The 20882-nt window shown below is 60.8% G+C and carries 17 protein-coding genes, 1 pseudogene and 1 riboswitch; of the genes and pseudogenes, 10 read left to right on the top strand and 8 right to left on the bottom strand.

Annotated features, from left to right (window positions below; all coding sequences use genetic code 11):
- The first annotated feature begins 10 nt into the window (after positions 1-10).
- The 3 genes and pseudogenes from scpA to PH605_RS06855 form a co-directional block, all read left to right on the top strand.
- On the top strand, positions 11-2152 hold the full coding sequence (scpA, locus tag PH605_RS06865) for a methylmalonyl-CoA mutase (protein ID WP_142844771.1): 2142 nt from the start codon (positions 11-13) through the stop codon (positions 2150-2152).
- Positions 2153-2165: 13 nt separating this feature from the next.
- Positions 2166-2582: a methylmalonyl-CoA epimerase gene (mce, locus tag PH605_RS06860; RefSeq protein ID WP_080857427.1), complete on the top strand. Its 417-nt coding sequence runs from the start codon at positions 2166-2168 to the stop codon at positions 2580-2582.
- A gap of 172 nt (positions 2583-2754) precedes the next feature.
- A pseudogene (locus PH605_RS06855) lies at positions 2755-4296 on the top strand (glycerol-3-phosphate dehydrogenase); the annotation flags it as partial.
- Between the two features lie 22 nt (positions 4297-4318).
- On the opposite strand, the gene PH605_RS06850 reads toward PH605_RS06855, so the two are convergent.
- Positions 4319-5551 (bottom strand): ROK family transcriptional regulator, encoded by a 1233-nt coding sequence (locus tag PH605_RS06850; protein WP_161987826.1) that lies wholly within the window; start codon positions 5549-5551, stop codon positions 4319-4321.
- Between the two features lie 243 nt (positions 5552-5794).
- On the opposite strand from PH605_RS06850, the gene xylF reads away from it, so the two are divergent.
- The 4 genes from xylF to metE all read left to right on the top strand — a co-directional run bounded on the left by xylF (position 5795) and on the right by metE (position 11851).
- Positions 5795-6835 carry a D-xylose ABC transporter substrate-binding protein gene (gene xylF, locus PH605_RS06845; RefSeq protein ID WP_142844769.1) on the top strand — a complete coding sequence of 347 codons (1041 nt, stop codon included), beginning with the start codon at positions 5795-5797 and terminating at the stop codon, positions 6833-6835.
- 188 nt (positions 6836-7023) lie between these two features.
- Positions 7024-8328 carry a sugar ABC transporter permease gene (locus tag PH605_RS06840; protein WP_374996978.1) on the top strand — a complete coding sequence of 435 codons (1305 nt, stop codon included), beginning with the start codon at positions 7024-7026 and terminating at the stop codon, positions 8326-8328.
- 18 nt (positions 8329-8346) lie between these two features.
- Positions 8347-9129 (top strand): ATP-binding cassette domain-containing protein, encoded by a 783-nt coding sequence (locus PH605_RS06835; protein ID WP_059753655.1) that lies wholly within the window; start codon positions 8347-8349, stop codon positions 9127-9129.
- 61 nt (positions 9130-9190) lie between these two features.
- Positions 9191-9402, top strand: a riboswitch (cobalamin riboswitch).
- A 100-nt stretch (positions 9403-9502) separates the two neighbouring features.
- Complete coding sequence (gene metE, locus PH605_RS06830) at positions 9503-11851, top strand: 5-methyltetrahydropteroyltriglutamate--homocysteine S-methyltransferase (protein WP_142844767.1); 2349 nt, start codon at positions 9503-9505, stop codon at positions 11849-11851.
- Between the two features lie 191 nt (positions 11852-12042).
- Here the strand turns inward: metE and PH605_RS06825 are convergent, their stop codons facing one another.
- The 7 genes from PH605_RS06825 to PH605_RS06795 form a co-directional block, all read right to left on the bottom strand.
- Entirely contained in the window at positions 12043-12276 is a 234-nt protein-coding gene (locus tag PH605_RS06825; RefSeq protein ID WP_065657079.1) for a hypothetical protein, read from the bottom strand.
- Between the two features lie 94 nt (positions 12277-12370).
- Positions 12371-12808, bottom strand: a complete 438-nt coding sequence (locus PH605_RS06820) for a helix-turn-helix domain-containing protein (RefSeq protein ID WP_003520859.1) — start codon at positions 12806-12808, stop codon at positions 12371-12373.
- Between the two features lie 123 nt (positions 12809-12931).
- Positions 12932-14077: a hypothetical protein gene (locus tag PH605_RS06815; protein ID WP_142844766.1), complete on the bottom strand. Its 1146-nt coding sequence runs from the start codon at positions 14075-14077 to the stop codon at positions 12932-12934.
- Entirely contained in the window at positions 14074-14787 is a 714-nt protein-coding gene (locus PH605_RS06810; protein ID WP_142844765.1) for a TfuA-like protein, read from the bottom strand. Before PH605_RS06810 ends, PH605_RS06815 begins: the two co-directional genes overlap by 4 nt.
- On the bottom strand, positions 14784-15980 hold the full coding sequence (locus PH605_RS06805; protein ID WP_142844791.1) for a YcaO-like family protein: 1197 nt from the start codon (positions 15978-15980) through the stop codon (positions 14784-14786). Before PH605_RS06805 ends, PH605_RS06810 begins: the two co-directional genes overlap by 4 nt.
- Positions 15981-16017: 37 nt before the next feature.
- On the bottom strand, positions 16018-16446 hold the full coding sequence (locus PH605_RS06800) for a hypothetical protein (RefSeq protein ID WP_003520863.1): 429 nt from the start codon (positions 16444-16446) through the stop codon (positions 16018-16020).
- 8 nt (positions 16447-16454) lie between these two features.
- On the bottom strand, positions 16455-18407 hold the full coding sequence (locus tag PH605_RS06795; protein WP_161987825.1) for a BTAD domain-containing putative transcriptional regulator: 1953 nt from the start codon (positions 18405-18407) through the stop codon (positions 16455-16457).
- Between the two features lie 172 nt (positions 18408-18579).
- On the opposite strand from PH605_RS06795, the gene PH605_RS06790 reads away from it, so the two are divergent.
- The 3 genes from PH605_RS06790 (at position 18580) to PH605_RS06780 (ending at position 20881) form a co-directional block, all read left to right on the top strand.
- Entirely contained in the window at positions 18580-19071 is a 492-nt protein-coding gene (locus tag PH605_RS06790) for a hypothetical protein (RefSeq protein ID WP_080857422.1), read from the top strand.
- A 161-nt stretch (positions 19072-19232) separates the two neighbouring features.
- Positions 19233-19541: a hypothetical protein gene (locus PH605_RS06785; RefSeq protein WP_236775008.1), complete on the top strand. Its 309-nt coding sequence runs from the start codon at positions 19233-19235 to the stop codon at positions 19539-19541.
- Between the two features lie 425 nt (positions 19542-19966).
- Entirely contained in the window at positions 19967-20881 is a 915-nt protein-coding gene (locus PH605_RS06780) for a TIM barrel protein (protein WP_142844763.1), read from the top strand.
- The last annotated feature ends 1 nt before the right edge of the window (position 20882 follow it).

Genomic DNA, 20882 nt, shown 5'->3' with positions numbered 1-20882 from the left:
GGAGAGATGCATGTCGGGTGAAAAAACGGTGCGGGATTGGCTGCAGCTTGCCGAAAAAGAGCTGAAGCGTTCACCGGAAACGCTCGTCTGGCACACGCCCGAAGGCATTGAGGTGAAGCCGCTCTATACCGCTGACGATCTGCAAAAGATTTCCCATCTGGACAGCCTGCCGGGCTTTGCACCTTTCACGCGCGGCCCGCGCGCCACCATGTATGCCGGCCGGCCCTGGACCATACGCCAATATGCCGGTTTTTCCACGGCCGAAGCCTCGAACGCCTTTTACCGCAAGGCGCTCGCCGCCGGTCAGCAGGGCGTTTCGGTTGCCTTCGACCTCGCCACCCACCGCGGTTACGATAGCGATCATCCGCGTGTGGAGGGCGATGTCGGCAAGGCGGGCGTGGCGATCGACAGCGTCGAGGACATGAAAATCCTGTTCGATGGCATTCCGCTCGAAAAAGTCTCGGTGTCGATGACCATGAATGGCGCGGTCATTCCGGTGCTCGCCAGTTTCATCGTTGCGGGGGAAGAGCAGGGTGTGCCCCGCGCCGCCCTTTCCGGCACCATTCAGAACGATATCCTCAAGGAGTTCATGGTCCGCAACACCTATATCTATCCGCCGGAACCTTCGATGCGGATCATTGCCGACATCATCGAATATACGGCGAAGGAGATGCCGAAATTCAATTCCATCTCCATTTCCGGCTATCACATGCAGGAAGCGGGCGCGACGCTTACGCAGGAGCTGGCCTTCACGCTGGCGGATGGCCGCGAATATGTGCGGGCGGCGCTGGCCAAGGGACTGAACGTCGATGATTTCGCCGGCCGCCTGTCGTTCTTTTTCGCCATCGGCATGAATTTCTTCATGGAGGCTGCCAAGCTGCGCGCCGCGCGCCTGCTCTGGTCGCGCATCATGGAGGAGTTCAAGCCGCAGAAGGCGTCGTCGCTGATGCTGCGCACCCATTGCCAGACGTCCGGCGTCTCGCTTCAGGAGCAGGACCCTTATAACAATATCGTCCGCACCGCTTTCGAGGCCATGTCCGCCGTGCTGGGCGGCACGCAGTCGCTGCACACGAATTCCTTCGATGAGGCGATTGCCCTGCCGACGGAGTTTTCCGCCCGCATCGCCCGCAATACCCAGCTTATCCTTCAGCACGAAACCGGCGTCACAAAAGTCGTCGATCCGCTGGCCGGCTCCTATTATGTCGAAAGCCTGACTGACGAACTGGCAGAGAAGGCCTGGGCGCTGATCGAGGAGGTCGAGGCGCTTGGCGGCATGACCAAGGCGGTGGCGGAAGGCTTGCCGAAACGGCTGATCGAAGAGGCGGCAACGCGACGGCAGGCGGCGGTGGACAAGGGCGAGGAGGTTATCGTCGGTGTCAACCGTTACCGTCTCGAAAACGAGGAAGATATCGATGTTCTCGATATCGACAACGCCGCCGTGCGGGCCGCACAAATCCGCCGCATCGAAGAAACGCGCCGCCGCCGCGATGGCAAGGACGTGACCGCCGCTTTGGCAGCACTTTCCGAGATCGCCCGCAGCGGCAAGGGCAATATTCTCGAGGCCGCCGTTGTCGCCGCCCGCGCCCGCGCGACGGTGGGAGAGATTTCCGATGCGCTGCGTGCGGCCTTCGGCGACCATGCCGCCGTGCCGGAGGTGGTGAGCGATATCTACGGCGAGGCCTACAAGGACGAGCCGGAACTTGCCACGCTCGCCGCCCGGCTTTCCGGTGTGGCTGAGAGGATCGGCACCAAGCCGCGCATCATGGTCGCCAAGCTCGGGCAGGATGGCCATGATCGCGGCGCGAAGGTCATTGCGTCTGCCTTCGGTGATATCGGTTTCGATGTGCTGGCCGGCCCCCTGTTTCAGACACCCGTTGAAGCGGCCGATCTCGCTGTTCAGAACAAGGTGCATGTGGTCGGCATGTCGTCGCTCGCCGCCGGTCACAAGACGCTGGCGCCGCAGCTGGTCGAGGCGCTGAAACAGAAGGGCGCGGAAGATATCATCGTCGTCGTCGGCGGCGTCATTCCGCGGCAGGATTATCAGTTCCTGCTCGACCACGGTGTCTCGGCGATTTTCGGCCCCGGCACCAATGTCATGGATGCTGCGAACAAGGTGCTCGACCTGCTAGAAGGCATCAGGCGCAACGCGTGAGGGAAAGACGGCCATGTTCGGAAGATTGAATCACGTCGCCATCGCGGTGCCCGATCTGAATGCCGCCATCGCCCGTTATAGGGGGCTCGGCGCAGATGTCTCGGAACCGCAATCGCTACCCGAACACGGTGTGACGGTGGTTTTCATTCAGGCTGACAATACCAAGATCGAGCTTCTTCACCCGCTCGGCGAAGATTCGCCGATTGCCGCTTTTCTCGAGAGAAATCCGGGCGGCGGCACGCATCATCTCTGCTTTGAAGTGCCCGACATTGTCGCGGCGCGCGACGATCTCGTCAAAAAGGGCGTTCGAATTCTGGGTGATGGCGAGCCGAAGATCGGCGCGCATGGCAATCCCGTTCTTTTCCTGCATCCGAAGGATATGGGTGGCGTGCTCTATGAGCTTGAGCAGGTTTCCCAAACATACGGCTGAAACACAGACCCCGTAAGAGGCTGGCCATACGGTGAACGGCGCGCAGCTGCCGTTCGCCTTTGCCGGAACGTGTTTCGTTTGTTTTCTTTTGACATTCGTTTTATTTTCGTTTTTATGGCAATTGTCTTTCAACGATGGGGGTGCGATCCCCCGACGCTGTCGTGGAGGCTCTATGTCCGGCGAGAATATTTTCGATCTTTTTGTCATCGGTGGCGGCATCAACGGCTGCGGCATTGCCCGCGATGCGGTGGGCAGGGGCTATTCCGTCGCGCTTGCGGAAAAGGGCGATTTCGCTTCCGGCACGTCTTCCGCCGCCACCAAGCTTATTCATGGTGGCCTGCGTTATCTCGAGCATTACGAGTTTCGTCTGGTGCGCGAAGCGCTGATGGAGCGGGAAATCCTCTGGGCCATGGCGCCGCATGTCATCTGGCCCATGCGTTTCGTTCTGCCCATTCAGAAAGGCGGCGTGCGCCCGGCATGGATGGTCCGGCTCGGCCTGTTTCTTTATGACAATCTCGGCGGCCGCAGGCTTTTGCCGGCGACCCGCACGCTCGACCTTCGCAGGGACCCGGCGGGCGAGCCGCTGAAGCCGGCTTTCGCCACGGCTTTCGAATATTCCGACGGCTGGGTGGATGATGCCCGTTTCGTGGTCCTCAACGCGCGCGATGCGGCCAATCGCGGCGCGACGATCATGAACCGCACGCGGGTCGTTTCCGCACGGCGCGAAGGCGAGCTGTGGCTCATCGAGACGCTGGACGAAAAAACCGGACGCGCGGCCACGCACAAGGCGCGTATGCTGGTGAATGCCGCCGGCCCCTGGGTGGACAAGGTGCTTTCCGGCGTCTTCGGCCGCAACGACGTGCACAATGTCCGGCTCGTTCAGGGCAGCCATATCATCGTGCGCAAGAAGTTTTCCGACCCGCGCGCCTATTTCTTCCAGAACCCGGATAACCGCATCATCTTCGCCATTCCCTATGAGCGCGATTTCACGCTGATCGGAACCACGGACCGCGATTACAAGGGCGATCCGGCCAGGGTTCGCATCTCCGAGGAGGAGATTTCCTATCTCTGCAACGCGGCCAGCGACTATTTCAGCGAACCGGTCCGGCCGGAAGATATCGTCTGGACCTATTCCGGCGTTCGCCCGCTTTTTGATGACGGTGCATCGAAAGCGCAGGAGGCGACGCGCGATTATGTGCTGAAGGTTGAAGAGACAGCGGGTGAGGCTCCACTCCTCAATATTTTCGGCGGCAAGCTCACTACCTATCGGCGGCTGGCAGAACATGCGCTGGAAAAGATCGGTGCGGCGATTGGCGAAAAGGGCAAGCCGTGGACGGCGGGCTCCCACCTGCCGGGCGGCGATTTCGGTGCTGAGAGATATGAGGCGCAGGTGCGATCGCTCGTCTCCCGTTATCCCTTCCTTGACGGACGCCATGCCGAGCGACTTGTCAGAAACTACGGCACCAAGGCGGCGGAACTGTTGGGCAGCGCCACCGATATCTCCGGCCTCGGCCGGCATTTCGGCGGCACGCTTTATGAATGCGAGGTGCGCTGGCTGGTTGAGCACGAATGGGCCTGCGCGGCCGAGGACATTCTCTGGCGGCGAACGAAACAGGGCCTGCGCCTCAGCAAGGATGAGGCCGCTGATCTCGATGACTTCGTTGCTGTGCTGATTTGTGGCGGGCAAGAGGCCGAGGCCGTGGCGGAGCGGGCCCGAAAATCCGCCGGTTGCCCCGTCAGCTCCCGGAATTCCTCACCGGCCTCTCCGGGCCGTCGGCGCTCAGGATATAGTCGTCTGCGGCTGAAAGCGCGTGTTCCATGTGCCCTTCGAACACCAGTTCCGGCTCGTTGGGTGCTAAAGCGATTTTCGGCATGCCGCCGAAACGCACCGCCTGCGATTGCGCCAGACCGTCGCGCAGGCCGCTTTCCAGAAGATCGAAATAGCGGGTGCCGGGGCCGGTGATGAAGACCGGCATATGGCCATGCAGGCTGAAGAGGCGTGAAAGGCCGTTGCCGAGCGCAAGTCCGGCGGTGCGGAAGGCGAACCGCGCCATGCGGGCGCCGGTGCGGGCCGAGGCGGCGATCTTGTCCACCTCGGCGATCGGCACGAATTTCGCCGGTTCCGCCTGCGGCGGGGCTTCGAAAGCAGAACGCAGGATGGCGTAAAACCCGGAATAGGCCTCAATGCAGCCTTTGGTGCCGCAACGGCACAGTGCGCCGTCGGCCAGATGCAGCATATGGCCGAAATTGGGAGCGCTGACCTCGATTGCGCCGCCCGTCGAGCGGGCGATGCCAAGGCCGATGCTGTGGCCGAGCGACAGGGTGACGAGGGCTTCCGGCGCTGAGTTTTCCCGTGCCTGCTCCCGCATCCAGATGGCTTTTGCGGCCAGCAGCGTCTCGTTGTTCAGCGTCACGCGAATGCGGCCATCCCCGGAAACTAGCCGGTGGAAATCGATCCTTTCGTCACCGAGAACCGGCGACCAGACAAGCGTTGCCGCGGCCGCATCCACCAGTCCCTTGCTGCTGATCGACACCTGGAGGATATCGTGCCGGTCGATGCGCGAGCGATCGGCAAGTCTCGCGAGACCGGCGAGGATCGCGCCGCCGAATGTGCCTTTTTCAGCTGTAATCCTCTGTTCGGTGAAGCGGTCCACCAGCTTGCCGGCATAATCGACCAGCGAATATTGCACGCTGTCGGAAGAGATGATGACGATGGCGACATGGCAGAAAGCGCCGCGCGGGCCGAAGAGAATGCGCGGCCGGCCACGGCCGGCGGTGGCCAGCTGCTCTTTCCGCAGAATGAGACCGGCCCGCTCAAGCTCGGTGGTGATGGCGGACACGGTTGCTGAGGCAAGCCCGGTGAAGGACGACATGTCGGTATGGGAAAGGTTGCCGTGCAGGCGCAGCGCCGCCATCACCGACAGGCTGTTTTTCTGGCGCACCAGTTCCGTACTTGCAATGGCGGACATGGGCTGGGGCATGCTCCCTGAACGGCCTTTTTCCTGTCGTGCTGATCCACTCTGATGGCGCATGCCAGAGCGAAGATCAAGGCACCCGGATGCTGCCCGCAGCCGTTGTTGACAGCATGGGGAATCTCTGACATTAATTTTCTCGACTGTCGAGAAAATTGTGAAACCACAGAGACCGGCAGCTTTTTCCGGGCGTTTTTCCTGCATGGAGGTGCGGGGCTTCGCCCTTACCGGGAGGACATCATGAATTCTTTTGCCAAGCTTTTGGCGGGTACAGCCGTACTCGTTTCCCTGCATACCGCGGCTATCGCGGCCGATCTCGTCGTCGGCGTTTCCTGGTCGAATTTCCAGGAAGAACGCTGGAAAACGGATGAGGCGGCCATCAAGGCAGCGCTCGACAAGGCCGGCGCGAAATACATTTCCGCCGATGCGCAATCATCCGCCGCAAAGCAGCTCACCGACGTGGAATCGCTGATCTCGCAGGGCGCCAACGCGCTGATCATTCTGGCGCAGGACAGCGACGCGATTGGTCCGGCCGTTGAAAAGGCCGTTGCCGAGGGCATTCCGGTCGTGGGTTACGACCGCCTGATCGAAAACCAGAACGCCTTCTACATCACCTTCGATAACAAGGAAGTCGGCCGTCTGCAGGCTGCCGAAGTCTTCAAGGTGAAGCCGGAAGGCAATTACGTCTTCATCAAGGGCTCTTCTTCCGACCCGAATGCGGACTTCCTGTTCGCCGGTCAGCAGGAAGTGCTGAAGGCGGCCATGGACGGCGGCAAGATCAAGAATGTCGGCGAAGCCTATACCGATGGCTGGAAGCCGGAAAATGCCCAGAAGAACATGGAACAGTTCCTGACCAAGAATAACAACAAGGTCGATGCGGTCGTCGCCTCGAATGACGGCACGGCCGGCGGTGCAATCGCCGCTCTCGCCGCGCAGGGCATGGCAGGTTCGGTTCCCGTTTCCGGTCAGGATGCCGATTTCGCCGCGCTGAACCGCGTCGCACTCGGCACGCAGACGGTGTCGGTCTGGAAGGACAGCCGTGAACTTGGCAAGGAAGCGGCTGGCATTGCGCTGGAACTGGCCGGCGGCAAGAAGATGACCGAGATCAAGGGTGTCTCCACCTTTGAAGGCGGTCCGAAAAAAGTGAAGATGCAGTCGGTCTTCCTCAAGCCTATCGCCATCACGAAGGACAATCTGAACGTCGTCATCGACGCCGGCTGGATCAAGAAGGAAACGGCCTGCCAGGGCGTGAAGGCTAAAACGGTCAAAGCCTGCGATTGATCGAATAGGTCCCGGTTCGGGCGCTGCGCCATGGTTCATGGCGCGGCGCCTTTAGAGTATTTCCAGGAAAAGTCGAGCCCGGTTTTCCCTTCGGAAATGCGCCAGACAAAGATTTGGAGCGTTTTCGCGATTCAGGGAAAAGCGAAAACGCTCTAAGATGTGAGGAGCACCGGCAGTTCATGGCCGATATGACCCAGTCCAATACTACAGCGTCGCAGAAGACGGAAAAAACAGGCTCGATAACGCGCTTCATCAACGCCACCGAGCTGGATACCAGACTGCTCGGCATGGTCGGTGCGCTTCTTCTGATCTGGATCGGATTTCATATCCTGTCCGGCGGGCTGTTTCTGACGCCGCGAAACCTCTGGAACCTTTCCGTGCAGACCGCCTCCGTGGCCGTCATGGCAACCGGCATGGTGCTCGTCATCGTCACCCGCAATATCGACCTGTCGGTCGGGTCGATCCTCGGTTTTTCCGGCATGATCATGGGTGTCATGCAGGCGGAAATCCTGCCGCAAATCCTCGGCTTTGAACATTGGGCCACATGGATCGTCACGCTTCTGGTCGGCATTCTCGTCGGCGGCGCCATCGGCATGTTGCAGGGCTCCATCATCGCCTTCCTCAACGTGCCGTCCTTCATCGTCACGCTGGGCGGCCTGCTCGTTTGGCGCGGCGGTACCTGGTTCATCACCAGCGGCCGCACCGTGGCGCCGATGGATTCCACCTTCCGCCTGATGGGCGGCGGTACCAGCGGTTCGATCGGCGCGACATGGAGCTGGATCGCCGCTGTCATCGCCTGCGTCGCCATCATTGCGGCCATCCTGAACTCCCGCCATCAGCGCCGCCGTTTCGGCTTTCCGTTGCGGCCCGTCTGGGCTGAATATTTTCTGGCCGCGCTGGGCTGCCTTGTCGTCATCGGTTTCGTGGCGGTGGTCAACAGCTATCCATGGCCGGTCAACATCGCCCGCAACTATGCCGATGCCAATGGCATCGCCTGGCCTGAAGGCGGTCTGTTCATTTCGCATGGCATCGCCATTCCGGTGCTGATGGCGCTCGCCGTCGGTGCGGTCATGACTTTCATCGCCACACGGCTGCGTTTCGGCCGTTATGTCTTCGCCATCGGCGGCAATCCGGAAGCGGCCGAACTCGCCGGCATCAAGACCCGCTGGGTCACGGTGAAGATCTTCACGCTGATGGGCGTTCTGTGCGCCATCGCCGCCGCCATCTCCACCGCCCGTCTCAACGCGGCCACAAATGCCCAGGGCGAGTTGGACGAGCTTTACACCATCGCGGCGGCCGTCATCGGCGGCACTTCGCTTGCCGGCGGTGTCGGAACCATAGCGGGTGCGATGCTCGGCGCGCTCGTCATGCAGTCGCTGCAATCCGGCATGGTGCTGGTGGGCATCGATACGCCCTTCCAGCGCATCGTCGTCGGTGTGGTCCTGGTCGTCGCCGTCTGGCTCGACACCATCTACCGCGCCCGCGCCAAGTAAGAACCGAGGAGAACTCCTATGACGGACCAAGTCACGCCCCTCGTGGAAATGCGCAATATTTCCATTTCCTTCGGCGGTATCCATGCGGTGGAAAACGCCTCTGTCGATCTTTTCCCCGGTGAGGTGGTCGCCCTTCTCGGCCACAATGGCGCGGGCAAATCGACGCTGATCAAAATCCTCTCCGGCGCCTATCGGCGCGATGGCGGGGATATTCTCATCAATGGCGAGGATGCCGATATCCGCAATCCGCGCGACGCCAAGAAATACGGCATCGAGACCATCTACCAGACACTGGCCGTGGCCGATAACGTCGATGCGGCGGCCAATCTTTATCTCGGCCGCGAGCTGAAGACGAAATGGGGCACACTTGACGATGTCGCCATGGAAGCCTCGGCCCGCGAGGTCATGGGGCGTCTCAACCCCAATTTCCGGCGGTTCAAGGAACCGGTGAAGGCGCTGTCCGGCGGCCAGCGGCAATCCGTCGCCATCGCCCGCGCCATTCTGTTCGACGCCCGCATCCTCATCATGGACGAGCCGACGGCCGCACTCGGGCCGCAGGAAACGGCGCAGGTGGGCGATCTCGTCAAGGAGTTGAAACGGCAGGGCATCGGCATCTTCCTCATCAGCCACGATATTCACGATGTCTTCGATCTGGCCGACCGGGTCTTCGTGATGAAGAACGGCAAGGTGGTAGGCCATGCCCGCACGCAGGATGTCACCAAGGACGAGGTGCTTGGCATGATCATTCTGGGCAAGGTGCCGGCCGGTGCGGTGCCGGGGCCGGGTGCGGTGGCGCTCTAAACTTGGTGAAATAAAGATATAAAGATTTCTTTATGTCTATTGACATCGTGGCGCCCGTGGTGAAAAATGCGGGTGTCATGGTTCTCCGGGCTTGTTTGTTCGATCCCGGAGCTAAGAGGGAATCCGGTGCGCCGACGATCGGCAAGACCGGAGCTGCCCCCGCAACTGTAAGCGGCGAGCCTTTGTCCAACACGTCACTGGGGTAAACCCCGGGAAGACGGACAAAGGCGACGACCCGTAAGCCAGGAGACCTGCCAGGACAAAATAACGTCCACGGGCGGGGTGTCCCGGTGGTTGCTGCAATGGTCCGGCACAGGCCGGGCCTGCACGCGTCCGCTTTACCCATGCCCCCACAACCAAATGGGGTATGACAATGCCAGACAAGACCATTCCAGTCGCATCGCTCGGTTTTCCGAGGATCGGACGCCATCGTGAACTGAAGTTCGCGCTTGAAGGCTTCTGGTCCGGCAAGATTTCCGACACGGAACTGCTCGAAACCGCAGCTAGGCTGCGCGCCGAAAACTGGGCGCTTCAGCGTGGGAAGGGGATTACCCATATCCCGTCCAACGATTTCTCCCTCTACGATCACGTTCTCGATACGGCCGTGATGGTGGGCGCCATTCCATCCCTCTATGGATGGGCGGGTGGGGATGTTTCCCTCTCGACCTATTTCGCCATGGCGCGCGGCAGCCAGAGCGAAGGCCATGCAGGCTGCGGCCATGGGCATGAAGGACATTCGCATCATGGTCAGGGCGTTCCGGCGCTGGAAATGACCAAATGGTTCGACACCAACTATCACTACATGGTGCCGGAGGTTTCAGAGGATCAGCACTTCGTGCTCACCTCGCAAAAGCCGGTCGACCACTTCCTTGAGGCGAAGGCGCTCGGCGTCCATACGCGTCCGGTCATTCTCGGCCCGGTCACGTTCCTGAAGCTTGCCAAGGCGCGCGAGGCAGCCTTCAAGCCGCTCGATCTGCTGGCGAGGCTGCTGCCCGTCTATGAAGAGCTGCTGCGACGCCTGCGCGCGGCCGGTGCCGACTGGGTGCAGATCGATGAGCCGGTCGTCGTGCTCGATCTGTCTGAGGGGGAGCGTCACGCGCTGGCTGCGGCCTATCGGGCTTTGTCGAAGGCCGCGCCGGATTTGAAAATCCTGCTCGCCACCTATTTTGGTGGGCTTGAGGACAATCTCGAAGCCGTCGCAGCGCTTCCGGTCGCGGCCCTTCATATCGATCTGGTGCGAGCGCCCGATGCGCTGGAGACGGTGTTGAAGGCGTTGCCGGAAAATCGCGTCCTGTCGCTGGGTGTCATAGACGGTCGCAACATCTGGCGCGCTGATCTCGCTGCAATCATTACCCGATTGGAACCCGCCATCGCGGCACGCGGTGCGGCGGCGTTTCAGATCGCGCCCTCCTGCTCGCTGCTGCATGTCCCGGTCGATCTCGAACTGGAAACCGGCCTCGATGCCGATCTGAGAAGCTGGCTTTCCTTCGCCACCCAGAAGCTCGGCGAACTTGCCACGCTTGGCAGGGCTCTCGGTGAGGACAAGGCTGCTGTCGCGACGGAACTGGAGGCTGCCTCCAAGGCGGTTGCCGCGCGTGCATCCTCGCCGAAGGTAACGGACGTCGCCGTGCAAAAGCGTATCGCGACGATTGGCGAGGCCGACAGGAAGCGGGCGAGCCCGTTTGCCGAGCGGCAGAAAGTGCAATCGCAGGCCATCGCGCTGCCGCTTTTCCCAACGACGACCATCGGCTCTTTCCCGCAGACGCCGGAGGTGCGCAAGGCCAGATCGGCACATTCCAAGGGCGCGCTGACCGATGCGCAATATGAAAAATTCCTGGAGAAGGAAACCGAAGCGACCATTCGCTGGCAGGAGGAAATCGGTCTCGACGTTCTCGTGCATGGCGAGTTCGAGCGCAATGACATGGTGCAATATTTTGGCGAACAGCTTTCCGGCTTCGCTTTCACCCAGCATGCATGGGTGCAGAGTTACGGCTCGCGTTATGTGCGTCCGCCCATCATTTTCGGCGATGTGTCGCGTCCGAAAGCGATGACGGTTCGCTGGTGGGAATATTCCCAGTCGCTCACCGACAAACCCGTCAAGGGCATGCTGACCGGGCCGGTGACGATCCTAAACTGGTCCTTCGTGCGCGACGATATCGCCAGAAGCCTGACATGCCGCCAGATCGCGCTCGCCATCCGCGATGAGGTCAATGATCTCGAAGCAGCCGGCGCGCAGATGATCCAGATCGATGAGGCGGCTCTTCGAGAAGGACTGCCGCTTCGGCACCGGGACTGGCAGGATTATCTCGGCTGGGCGGTGGAATGCTTCCGCATTTGCTCCAGCGGCGTGGGCGACCGCACACAGGTTCACACGCATATGTGCTATTCCGAATTCAACCAGATCATCGATGCCATTGCTGCCATGGACGCCGATGTGATCTCCATCGAGACCTCGCGTTCGAAGATGGAATTGCTGAATGCGTTTCGGACCTACAAATACCCGAACCAGATCGGTCCCGGCGTTTATGACATCCACTCGCCGCGCGTGCCGGCGGTTGGAGAAATGGTCGATCTTCTGGCGCTGGCGCGAGAGCGGCTTGACGACCGGCAGCTCTGGATCAATCCGGATTGCGGCCTGAAGACGCGTAAATGGGAAGAGGTGAGGCCCGCTCTGGTCAACATGGTCGCCGCCGCTGCCGAGCTTCGCCGCGCGGTGCTTTGATATGAATGGAGGCCCGGCGAGAACCGGGCCTCCATCATGGCTTACGCCTGAAAAATTTGGGGGAGGGCATATGAATGCCTCTCCGGGAGGATGGAGCCAGTCGGACAGGCAGAGAGACCGTTTCCGGGCTGCGACTGGAGATCGGTATGGAAACGCTCAATCCCGGCGAATCTAGGCCGTTGCGAAAGCGCTCAATGCAGATCGGCCTGAGCGAAGGCGCCGACATTCAGCTCTGCGCTTACCGGCGGCAGACCCTGCTGATTGATGTCCTGGGCCAGCGACAACAATGCCATCTCAAGGAAATAGGTCGACATGCCCAGTTCCAGAGATTTCGAGCGCTGGCAAAGATAGGAAACCATCCGCCCGAGCGCCAGAATCTCGTCTGCATTGTCCTGTTCAAGTATATCTGTGGTAGACGCCGCCATGATTCCCTCTCGACAGTCGACAGTATGAAAACGCGATGATGTTGCGTTGTTCATTTTCGACCACATCGAGCGTCACGCGAGCGTCACACCTGCGTCAATCGTCGTTTTTGTCCGCCGGCGCGGCGGCATTTTCCGCCGCTTCAGTGGCGGCGAGCGATGTCACGAGAGCGACGATGCTTCTACGCACCGCGGCGCTCTTGATGCGCGAAAAGGCCTGGTTGAGCGAAAAGCCTTCATTCGAGGCCACGAAGGTCTGCATGGCATTGATCGTGCCAAGGGCCGGATTGGCCGGGTCGCCATCGGGCGTGGCATTGGCGAACAGGGAGCTGACCTCAACGCCGAGAATCGACGCAATGGCCTGCAGACGGGACGCGCCGACACGATTGGCACCCTTTTCATACTTCTGGACCTGCTGGAAGGTGATGCCCAATCGCCCGGCCAGTGCACTCTGGCTCATGCCGAGCGACTTGCGGCGCATTCTGATTTGTGCGCCGACATGGACGTCGATCGGGCTGGGTAGTTTGGCGTGCATTACAAATTCCTCCGGTTGAGGTTCCTAAATCCGATGCTCAATTAATATCGTTGAAGGTATACATTCAACACAATTTCCACGGGTATTATGACGCTTTATTGACGAAATTGCACGATTTTTCGTTCATAATCGCGTGTCCGGCCCGCGATTTATTATTTTTGTTGCACAACGCAACGCGCCGTTGCGGCTGGAAAGATGGCTCCATCCGGCCACGCCGATGGTCTGAAAGCCGATTCTGTCCCAAATTTCTCGGTTCATTGCATCGAATTCCTCAAGCGACTCGGTATCGCCGAAATGCGGAACCCAGACGAATGGCCGTTTCTGACCGGAACGTATGACATTTTCAAGAAGGACATTGTTGTAAAGTCTGGGCAGGCATTTGTTGGTGTCGATGGCCGGCGAAAGCGGGATGGGATTTCGTTCTATCGCAAAGCCCTGCCGCGCGAGCCAAAGTGACGAGGCGTCCAGTTTTCGTTTCAGCTCGGTTGCGGCGCGGGTATTGCATCCGCCATGCGCGACAGGGTCGGCAACGAGCAATAGGGGCCGGCCGCCGCTTCTCAGACCGGTGACGGAAACGAACTGGTCAACGTGGAAGCCGCATTGGTGCATTTTTTCGCCGGCCATTTCAGCTTCGCAGGTCTCCGTCGTGGAAAAATCGGAAGAGACCGGGACTTTGCCGAGATATTCCGGCCGATATCCGAAACTGAAGATGTTTCTGCCGTCGAGAGCCTGAATTTTTCGCCACCGCTGCGAAGGGATGGCCGCATTCCTTCCTATCCCCCTGTCATCCTGCAGGCTGGCATGGCCCACCAGCCGAAAATCCGGGCCGACAAGCTGGTTGCCGCCTGCCAAGGCGACATCCGCATGCGTGGTTGCCGCTCCCAGATATTCGGCCAGGCTGACGCCGATGGCCTTCTCCGCCACCAGGACGAATTCTGTCGCGGGATCAATCGCACGCACATGGAAGATGTCCTGTATCCAAGGATGCGAAACGCTGTCATTTCCGGCAAGGGGTATCAGCTCGGTGCCGCAGGAGGCTGGCAGGCTGCCGAGCCAGTCTCGCGCTGACGCGAGACTGGCTTGATCGGTCACGATAAAAGCGGTGATATCTGCGGGCAGGGCCGAGAGCAGGTTTCCGATTGGAATGAGCGGTGAAACAGTGTCAGTGGCCCTGTTTTCCGCAAAAAAAGCGGCGGGTAGTGCGAGCGCAATCGTGCGGATCAGCCCGCCGCAATCGGGCATAAGAGGCAGGGGCTGGATGGCGCTCAAGACCTTTTGTCCCCTGCCGCCTGCCTTGCTGCCAATTGCTGGAAAAACATCGTATTCTGAAGCTTCCATGATGGCGGCGGTGGGGATGGCAACGTTTCTCCCGTGATTGTTGCCAGAAGCCTTGCCGCATCGTTTCTTTTGATGGAAACCGCATTAGCCGCGAGCAGATTCGCCGTCTCGGAGCCGAGGCCCGCTTCCGCGGCGACGGCGCGCCATGTCCTGCGGGTAAAATGCAGATTGTTGGCTGCGCAGGTGAGCGCGTCATATTCCTCTGGAGCGACCGTCTCGCGGCAGACGGCGAGCGTCGCCTCGGCATCGACCAGCGCGACTGTCAGCGGGCGGTAATCGAGCGCGCCGGGTGCATGGCTCACCGCCACATCGGCATCGGAAAAACGCCGCCCGTCGCGATAGGCCTCGAAAATCTCGCCGATGCCGATCATGCCGAAGGGGGCGCATTCCGCCGCCCTGAGCGCCCCCATGCTGGCGGCGCCGAAAAGGGTAACGCCGCTCGCCAGTGCAAACAGGATTTCCTTGTGCCAGACGGCGGCGCAATCGCCGTAAAGCCCGTCGATCAGCCCGATTGTCCCCACACCTTGCCGAGCCGCATCGAAAATATCGCCGCAGGCGGCCGGACCGCGAAGATCGAGACCGGACATATGTTCGCCTGCGATGCCGTGGATGGACGGGCCTGCAAAAACCACCGGCTTCATCCGAGGCCTCCGACGGTCAGCAGGTGATCGAGGGTGCGCTGCGAGATGTGTTGCAGGCCGCCGCCGGCCGGAGCAAGGCCGCTTGCCAGAACCCGCACCACATGCAGGCCGGATACCTCCGTTTCCAGCGGAAAGACATAGATATCCTCGATGTCGCCGCCGAACAGGTGCGTCGCAAGCTGGTGCCATGGCGGTGAAGACGCGTCATATATAAAATCGAGATTGGCCGGCACCCTTTCCATCGGCTGCACGCCGGAGGCCGAAGACCCGGCCGCAACCATATCCCGCTGATAGCGGAGAGGGGAAAGATCGTCCCTCGCGCCGCTGATATCGGTCAATCGCGACTGGATCGCCTCCAGCAAGGCTGCAATGGCAGCGCCATGGATATCAGGCCGGCAGGCGGCCCCGGCGGCGCTGCGGGTGGCTGGCCCGTCCTGCGCCTGAAGCGACCGGGGCAGGCTCGCCATCGCCACCGGCACGCCAAGCCCATTCGTCATGTCGAAGAAGGACGGCGGCAGGCCGATATCCGACAGGTGCTGAACAAGAACGTCGAAGGAAGGATCGACGCCCGCCGGAATGAGGACCGGTCGCGGTGCGATGGCGCGCGTCTCGAAAGTGTCGACGAGAAAGCAGGCATCGTTTTCAATGAGTTCGAGCAGGGCATGGAGGACCGCATGGTCATGGTCGAACCCCGCCGCGAGCCCTTGGGAACTCATGCGGAAGGCCTGCCGGTCCCATGGGAAATCCACCCGGAAATCCATGCCGACAAGTTCGTAAGGCGCAAAAACCTCCCCCTGCCGGCGAATGGATGTGCCCTTCACCCAGGCGCGTTCTTTTCGCGGATCGAGCGCGTCGCAATCGACCCTGCCGATGGTTTCGAAAGGAATGAGAGGAGTTCCCTTATCCCGCATCTCCTGAACGGAGCTGAAGGCGGCGATATGTTTACGGGTTTCTTCCGCGACCGCGCCTTCGATCGCCTCCATGATCGCCGATAGCCGGGCCTGTTCCGCGACAAGCCCCTTGCCCTGCGAGACGGACAGCCCGCGCGAATTGGGCCGGGCCGCGAACCAGACGGGAATGCCGATAATATCGAGGCCGGTCACGTCGCCGACACGGGTAATCCCGAACCGCCGAAGCAGTCCGGGATCGAAGAACGAAGCGTCGACATGCCTTGAAGCCGCTGTCGCTGATATGGGAGCATCGGCGCCGGTCAAGGCTGCGAGACCGCGATCAGGGCGCCGTGTTGCTGTCGTCGGCAAGGATGGCGTCGAACAGCTCGCCGGTGACGGAGCCGGCCGGGCCGACAGCCTTCAGGGCCGCTTCGATCGGCGCCTGTACCATGCGGTTGAAATCCCAGCCGGCGTCGTTCACTTCGCCGATGAAGGCGAAATCGGCTTCGGAAACCACTGCGCCGCCGGAGACGAGGGCTTCGATGCCCTGGATCTGAACCTGGTCCAGTTCCGCTTCCGGCTGGCCGTTCTGGCGAACGAGCATGGACTTTGCGGCGGCTGCCACGCGGGCATAACCATCCACGCCGGGATGGCTGGCTTCATAGGCGGCAATCGTCTCATGCGACACGGACGCGACCCTGAGCGGCGCCGTGCGAATGAAGAGAACGCCGAAACCCTTTTTTCCGACAATGAAGAAATGCGAGGACATAGTATCTCCTATTTAATCCCAGCTAATCGAAGTGCGTGATAGAATTTTTCATTCGCTATCGGGTCCCGGTCTGGAGACAGGTTGCTGATCTCCCTCGCCGTCATACCCGGATAGTTTTCCTGAAGCCTGTTGCCGGATTCCCGGGCGGAGGCCAGATCGCCATGCAGCGCGTGGCTTGCGGTGAGGACGCGCAGCGCAGGCTCGTCATTTTCCATCCGCCCGCACAGTTCCACCGCCGTGCCGTAGTCCTCGCGCTTGAAAGCGATGCTGGCGCCAGCCCACCAGTAGATGTCGGGCGCCAGCGGATTGAGGTCGATGGCCTGCTGGAACTTCTCCCAGGCGATTTCCGCATCGCCGAAATGAGCGAGCGCATCGGCATGCTGGAGCAGGAGGTCGGCCGAATTGGGCGCCAGCGCCTCCGCCTCAAAGAATTTTTCGGCGGAGATGTCGAAGTCCCGCTGGTAGAGCGCCACCACCGCGCACATCCAATGGCCCACACCGAGGGCGGGGTCGATCTCGACGGAAGAATCGGCCTCCGCCTTGGCGCGGTGCAGGAGATGGGGGTCGTTTCCGCCCAGCATCAGCCATTCCAGCTGCAGGCTCTGTGCCACGCGGGCGCGGGCAACCGCCATGCTGTGGTCGAGATCGACGGCCTTGCGGAACATCGAACGGGCTCTTCTGAGAAGCGGCAGATCGCATTTGCCGCGCAGAAGCTGCTGGCCTTCCAGCAATTGCCGGTAGGCCTCGCCGCTATGGTTGCGGTCGGGCTCCACCTGAAGCCGCTCGATTTCGCGGGCAAGCGCCGCCGCCACCTGTTTGGAGAGCAGCCGGAAGGCGGCGTGGATATGTCGTTCGGTCAGGACCGCTTCCAGTGACCAGACGATTTCACCGCTTGCATCCTCGATCAGCGCAACCGACATGCGGGTTTCGTCGAACACGGTCGAAATGATGCGGTAATCCGCCCGCAGCATGGCGTAGCCGTCATCGGCCCGGTCATGCGCCAGCGCAAAGGTGCTGTGCGGCGAAAGGACGGTGAAGGTGCGGTATCGGACAAGGCTGTTGGCGACATCCTCGACGAAGGCTTGCATGACCGGCGAGACCGGCTGTCCGTCGACCCGTGCCGGGCGCACGAATGCGACACGCGGTTTTGCCATTGATTTTCGGCGACTGCCTTCTTCCGGCTCGGCGGGGGCCGTTATCGTGGCGGCCAGACTTTGTATTCTGCGCCTCAGCGCCACGGTTTCGGCTTCCGGCGAACGACCCTCCTGACGAAGCTGCTCCATCAGAAGCTGGTACATGCCCTCGCAGGCGCTGATATTTCCGATCCGCGCATAGGCCGCCATGGCGGCGCGGTAGGTTTCTTCGCGCTCCGGTTCGATCTTGCAGGCGCATTCGGCAAGTCTGGCGATGTCGTTCGAGCTAGCGCGGCCGAAGCGGGTCAATTCCTCCAGAAGCTGGGTGTAGCTCGAAAAGAACAGGTCCCTGAGACGGCGGCGCTCCGAAAGCAGCCAGAGATAAAGATGGTCCTGCCCGGCCTCCAGCCCCTCCAGCAACTCGCCGCCGAATTCGAGCAGCGCGTTGAGCCGCCGCATCGGGTCTTCGGCCCTTGCGCCGGCAAGGAAGATGGCAAGGTCGGTGCGCTGAGCCAGCTTGCCGGCCTTCAGGTCGTTTCCTTCGGTCAGAAGGATGGCATCGTCCTCATTGGGCAGTTTCTGTAGGCGGAGAATGAGCTGCCGCAAATTGCCGAGAGCCCTTTTCTGCTCGACATTTTCCCACAGCAGCGATGCGGCATGCTGGCGGGAAAGGGACTGGTTCGGCGCAAGGATGAGGGCGGCGGTAAGGGCGAAGCCCTTGGACGGGAAAAATGCCTCCCGCACCGCATCACAGCGCGGGGTGCCAAAAAGCCGGATCGGTATCAGTTCAGCGTTCCCAGCCACTTTCGTCCCCTCATGAATCATCATCTAACAACGTGTCCGGGAAATTGAAAGTCATCATAGCGTTCCATTTGACGCTGGTGTGACGCGGCCTGCCTATTGTCGCAGACAGAAGCATGAATGACGGGTGGAAAACAGCGGACATGCGACGGGCAGGCATCGGGAATTTTCGACAGTGATAGCGTTTAACGGAAGCTACATGGCCTTCGAGCCGCGTATCGAGCCTTACCAGCGTGCCGACGATGTCGGATATGCGGTCAGTGAATTCATGTGGTTCAAGGGCCGTCCGTTCTATCCGGTCTCGGCGCTGGTCCATGCGAAGGTCGCGCATGCCAGGCTGTCGGCGGAAAAGGGCGACGAAGAGGACGAGGATAATCTCGATATTCTCTTTCGGATGCCGTTGGTGGCGGGCGGGCACTTTTTCGAGATCGTGCTGCGTTCGAATGAGGGGACGTCCTACGGCGGCTGGGTGTGGGGAGAAGAACTGGAAATCCTGAATGAATTCGTCAACGGCTATCGCGTTCTGGCGGGCAAGTTCGACGACAGGCTCATCCGGTTCGAATATTCCAGGCGGTTTCAGCGTTACCGGACGATCGAGCCGCTGCCGGTGGAAAAATCCGTCTTCCTGATCCAGCGGGAGGCAAAACCCTATGCGGGCAGGCGTGGTCTGCCGGGAGTCCCGATGGCCTGACCGCGGGGGGCGCTCTTTGGGTTAACGGGCGGAAGGCATGGATGCGCGTATTGCGGCATGTCCGGTAAAGCACGGCTTTATCGGAAGTCACCCGGGAATATTTTTTTTTTATTGTGTGGAACATTATGATGCCCAATAGAGGTCAAGTGCGTAACGGGGGGATGTCATCGCAGCTTGTGGCGGTGAATTGCGTTTCCGACGACGATATTCTTTCCGATGCGGAGAGCGTTGAGGACGAGCCGCGCCCGCTTCTGCGCAGCGACAGGCTCTATGTTGTCAGCGAGCCCGTTTTCCAGACATTGCCCGCATCCGCCGTCGGCGATGATCGAGCCGGAAAAGAAGCGTCGGGCGGGGCCGAAATCCGAAACAGGATTGTCGATGCCGATATCAGGGCCGCAAAATGGGCCTGGGCGATATTGGCCATCGCGCATTGCTGGCTGATTTATTTCATGGTGCACAATCTCGGTTAGCACCTCCCGCCGGAAGACATCCGGTGTCGACGTTCTGGCGCACAGGCCTATCGCCGCAATTTGCGGCCATTTCGCCGTTTGAGCGGACCCAAGCGTCCGCAACCTGACCTTCTGACAGCCTCCCGCGCACTTCTTCACGATGCCGCCGCCTGTCCGGCCGCGAACGCCCGCTCTCCCTGCTGTTTGCCTGCGGAAATGTCATAAAGCTGTAAATGAAGAAACTTAATTGAGTGATCGGTTTCAACGGAAACGGATCACCCTGTCCCGGTCGCTTTTTACCAACACGGCGGCGACCTGGGACTTTCTTACGACATCGCATCGCCCGGGATAGACGACGTCAATATCGACCGCCCGGACCTGTTTGAAGTGGCGTCGCATGTGCGGCGTCTGAACTCCCATGACCTTCTTGCCCTGGAGATGACGAAGTGAGCAATCTTATAGGTACCGGCTTCAACGCCGGCTCGGATGATGGCGAACTGGCCACCCTCGAATGCGATCTGCGCGCGCTTGCCGAAATTGGCTGCGATACCGTGGAAATCGCCGCAACAAGCCTCGACATGATCGCCGGCGGCCGGATCATCGAAGAGCGCGCCGACCGTTTCGTGTCGCTCGCAAAGCAGTTCGACTTCCGCTACACCGTGCACGGTCTCGTCTCTTCGAATTTCATGGATCCGGTGACATGCCGTTACCAGATCGATGCGGCCAAGGCGCTTGCCGTTCTATGCGACCGTATCGGCGCGGGCATTCTCGTCCAGCATAGCGGCGCGCTGCGTGCCGACCAGATCGCCGAACGGGCCGATGCAGACAGCCGCGAGCGGGAAGCGCTTTTCGAACTGGCGGAGTTTTGCCGGCCCTATGGCGTGCGCATCGCCCTTGAGAATATCTTCTCCACCGAACCCGGCCAATATCGCCAGACGCCGGCCGAAGTGGCAGAGACCGTGAAGGCTGTCGGTCACGACAATCTCGTTGCGCTGATCGACTTCAGCCATGCCTATCTCGAATCCACCTATCGTGGCCTCGATTTCCGCCATGAACTTCGTGCCATGGCGCCGGTTGCCGGCCATCTGCATGTGCACGATTCCTTCGGCCGCCCGCAGGGCTTCTATCAGCCCTATTTTCCGCAGGAAAACACAGCGCTGGGCATCGGCGATCTACACATGCCGCTCGGCTGGGGCGATATCGACTGGCAGGACATCTTCTCGGAACTTTCCTTCCTGCCCGATACCGTGCTGATGATGGAAATCGGCCGCCGTTATCGCGCCGAACAGCCCGCAAGCCTCGAAACGGCGCGGCACCTGATCTCGCTAAATAGCGCCCGCACCCAGCTCGCGGCCGAGTGAT

The sequence above is a fragment of the Agrobacterium sp. CFBP 3001 genome (assembly GCF_027871605.1).
GTDB lineage: Bacteria > Pseudomonadota > Alphaproteobacteria > Rhizobiales > Rhizobiaceae > Agrobacterium > Agrobacterium leguminum.
The sequence above is the reverse complement of the archived record's forward strand: the minus strand, read 5'-3'. Positions and strand labels throughout refer to the sequence as shown.

Bases quoted from the DNA above. Each gene is read 5' to 3' on its own strand.
- scpA (WP_142844771.1), top strand. From the start codon at position 11: ATGTCGGGTGAAAAAACGGTGCGGGATTGGCTGCAGCTTGCCGAAAAA.
- mce (WP_080857427.1), top strand. From the start codon at position 2,166: ATGTTCGGAAGATTGAATCACGTCGCCATCGCGGTGCCCGATCTGAAT.
- PH605_RS06850 (WP_161987826.1), bottom strand. From the start codon at position 5,551: ATGTCCGCCATTGCAAGTACGGAACTGGTGCGCCAGAAAAACAGCCTG.
- xylF (WP_142844769.1), top strand. From the start codon at position 5,795: ATGAATTCTTTTGCCAAGCTTTTGGCGGGTACAGCCGTACTCGTTTCC.
- PH605_RS06840 (WP_374996978.1), top strand. From the start codon at position 7,024: ATGACCCAGTCCAATACTACAGCGTCGCAGAAGACGGAAAAAACAGGC.
- PH605_RS06835 (WP_059753655.1), top strand. From the start codon at position 8,347: ATGACGGACCAAGTCACGCCCCTCGTGGAAATGCGCAATATTTCCATT.
- metE (WP_142844767.1), top strand. From the start codon at position 9,503: ATGCCAGACAAGACCATTCCAGTCGCATCGCTCGGTTTTCCGAGGATC.
- PH605_RS06825 (WP_065657079.1), bottom strand. From the start codon at position 12,276: ATGGCGGCGTCTACCACAGATATACTTGAACAGGACAATGCAGACGAG.
- PH605_RS06820 (WP_003520859.1), bottom strand. From the start codon at position 12,808: ATGCACGCCAAACTACCCAGCCCGATCGACGTCCATGTCGGCGCACAA.
- PH605_RS06810 (WP_142844765.1), bottom strand. From the start codon at position 14,787: ATGAAGCCGGTGGTTTTTGCAGGCCCGTCCATCCACGGCATCGCAGGC.
- PH605_RS06800 (WP_003520863.1), bottom strand. From the start codon at position 16,446: ATGTCCTCGCATTTCTTCATTGTCGGAAAAAAGGGTTTCGGCGTTCTC.
- PH605_RS06795 (WP_161987825.1), bottom strand. From the start codon at position 18,407: ATGATGATTCATGAGGGGACGAAAGTGGCTGGGAACGCTGAACTGATA.
- PH605_RS06790 (WP_080857422.1), top strand. From the start codon at position 18,580: ATGGCCTTCGAGCCGCGTATCGAGCCTTACCAGCGTGCCGACGATGTC.
- PH605_RS06785 (WP_236775008.1), top strand. From the start codon at position 19,233: ATGTCATCGCAGCTTGTGGCGGTGAATTGCGTTTCCGACGACGATATT.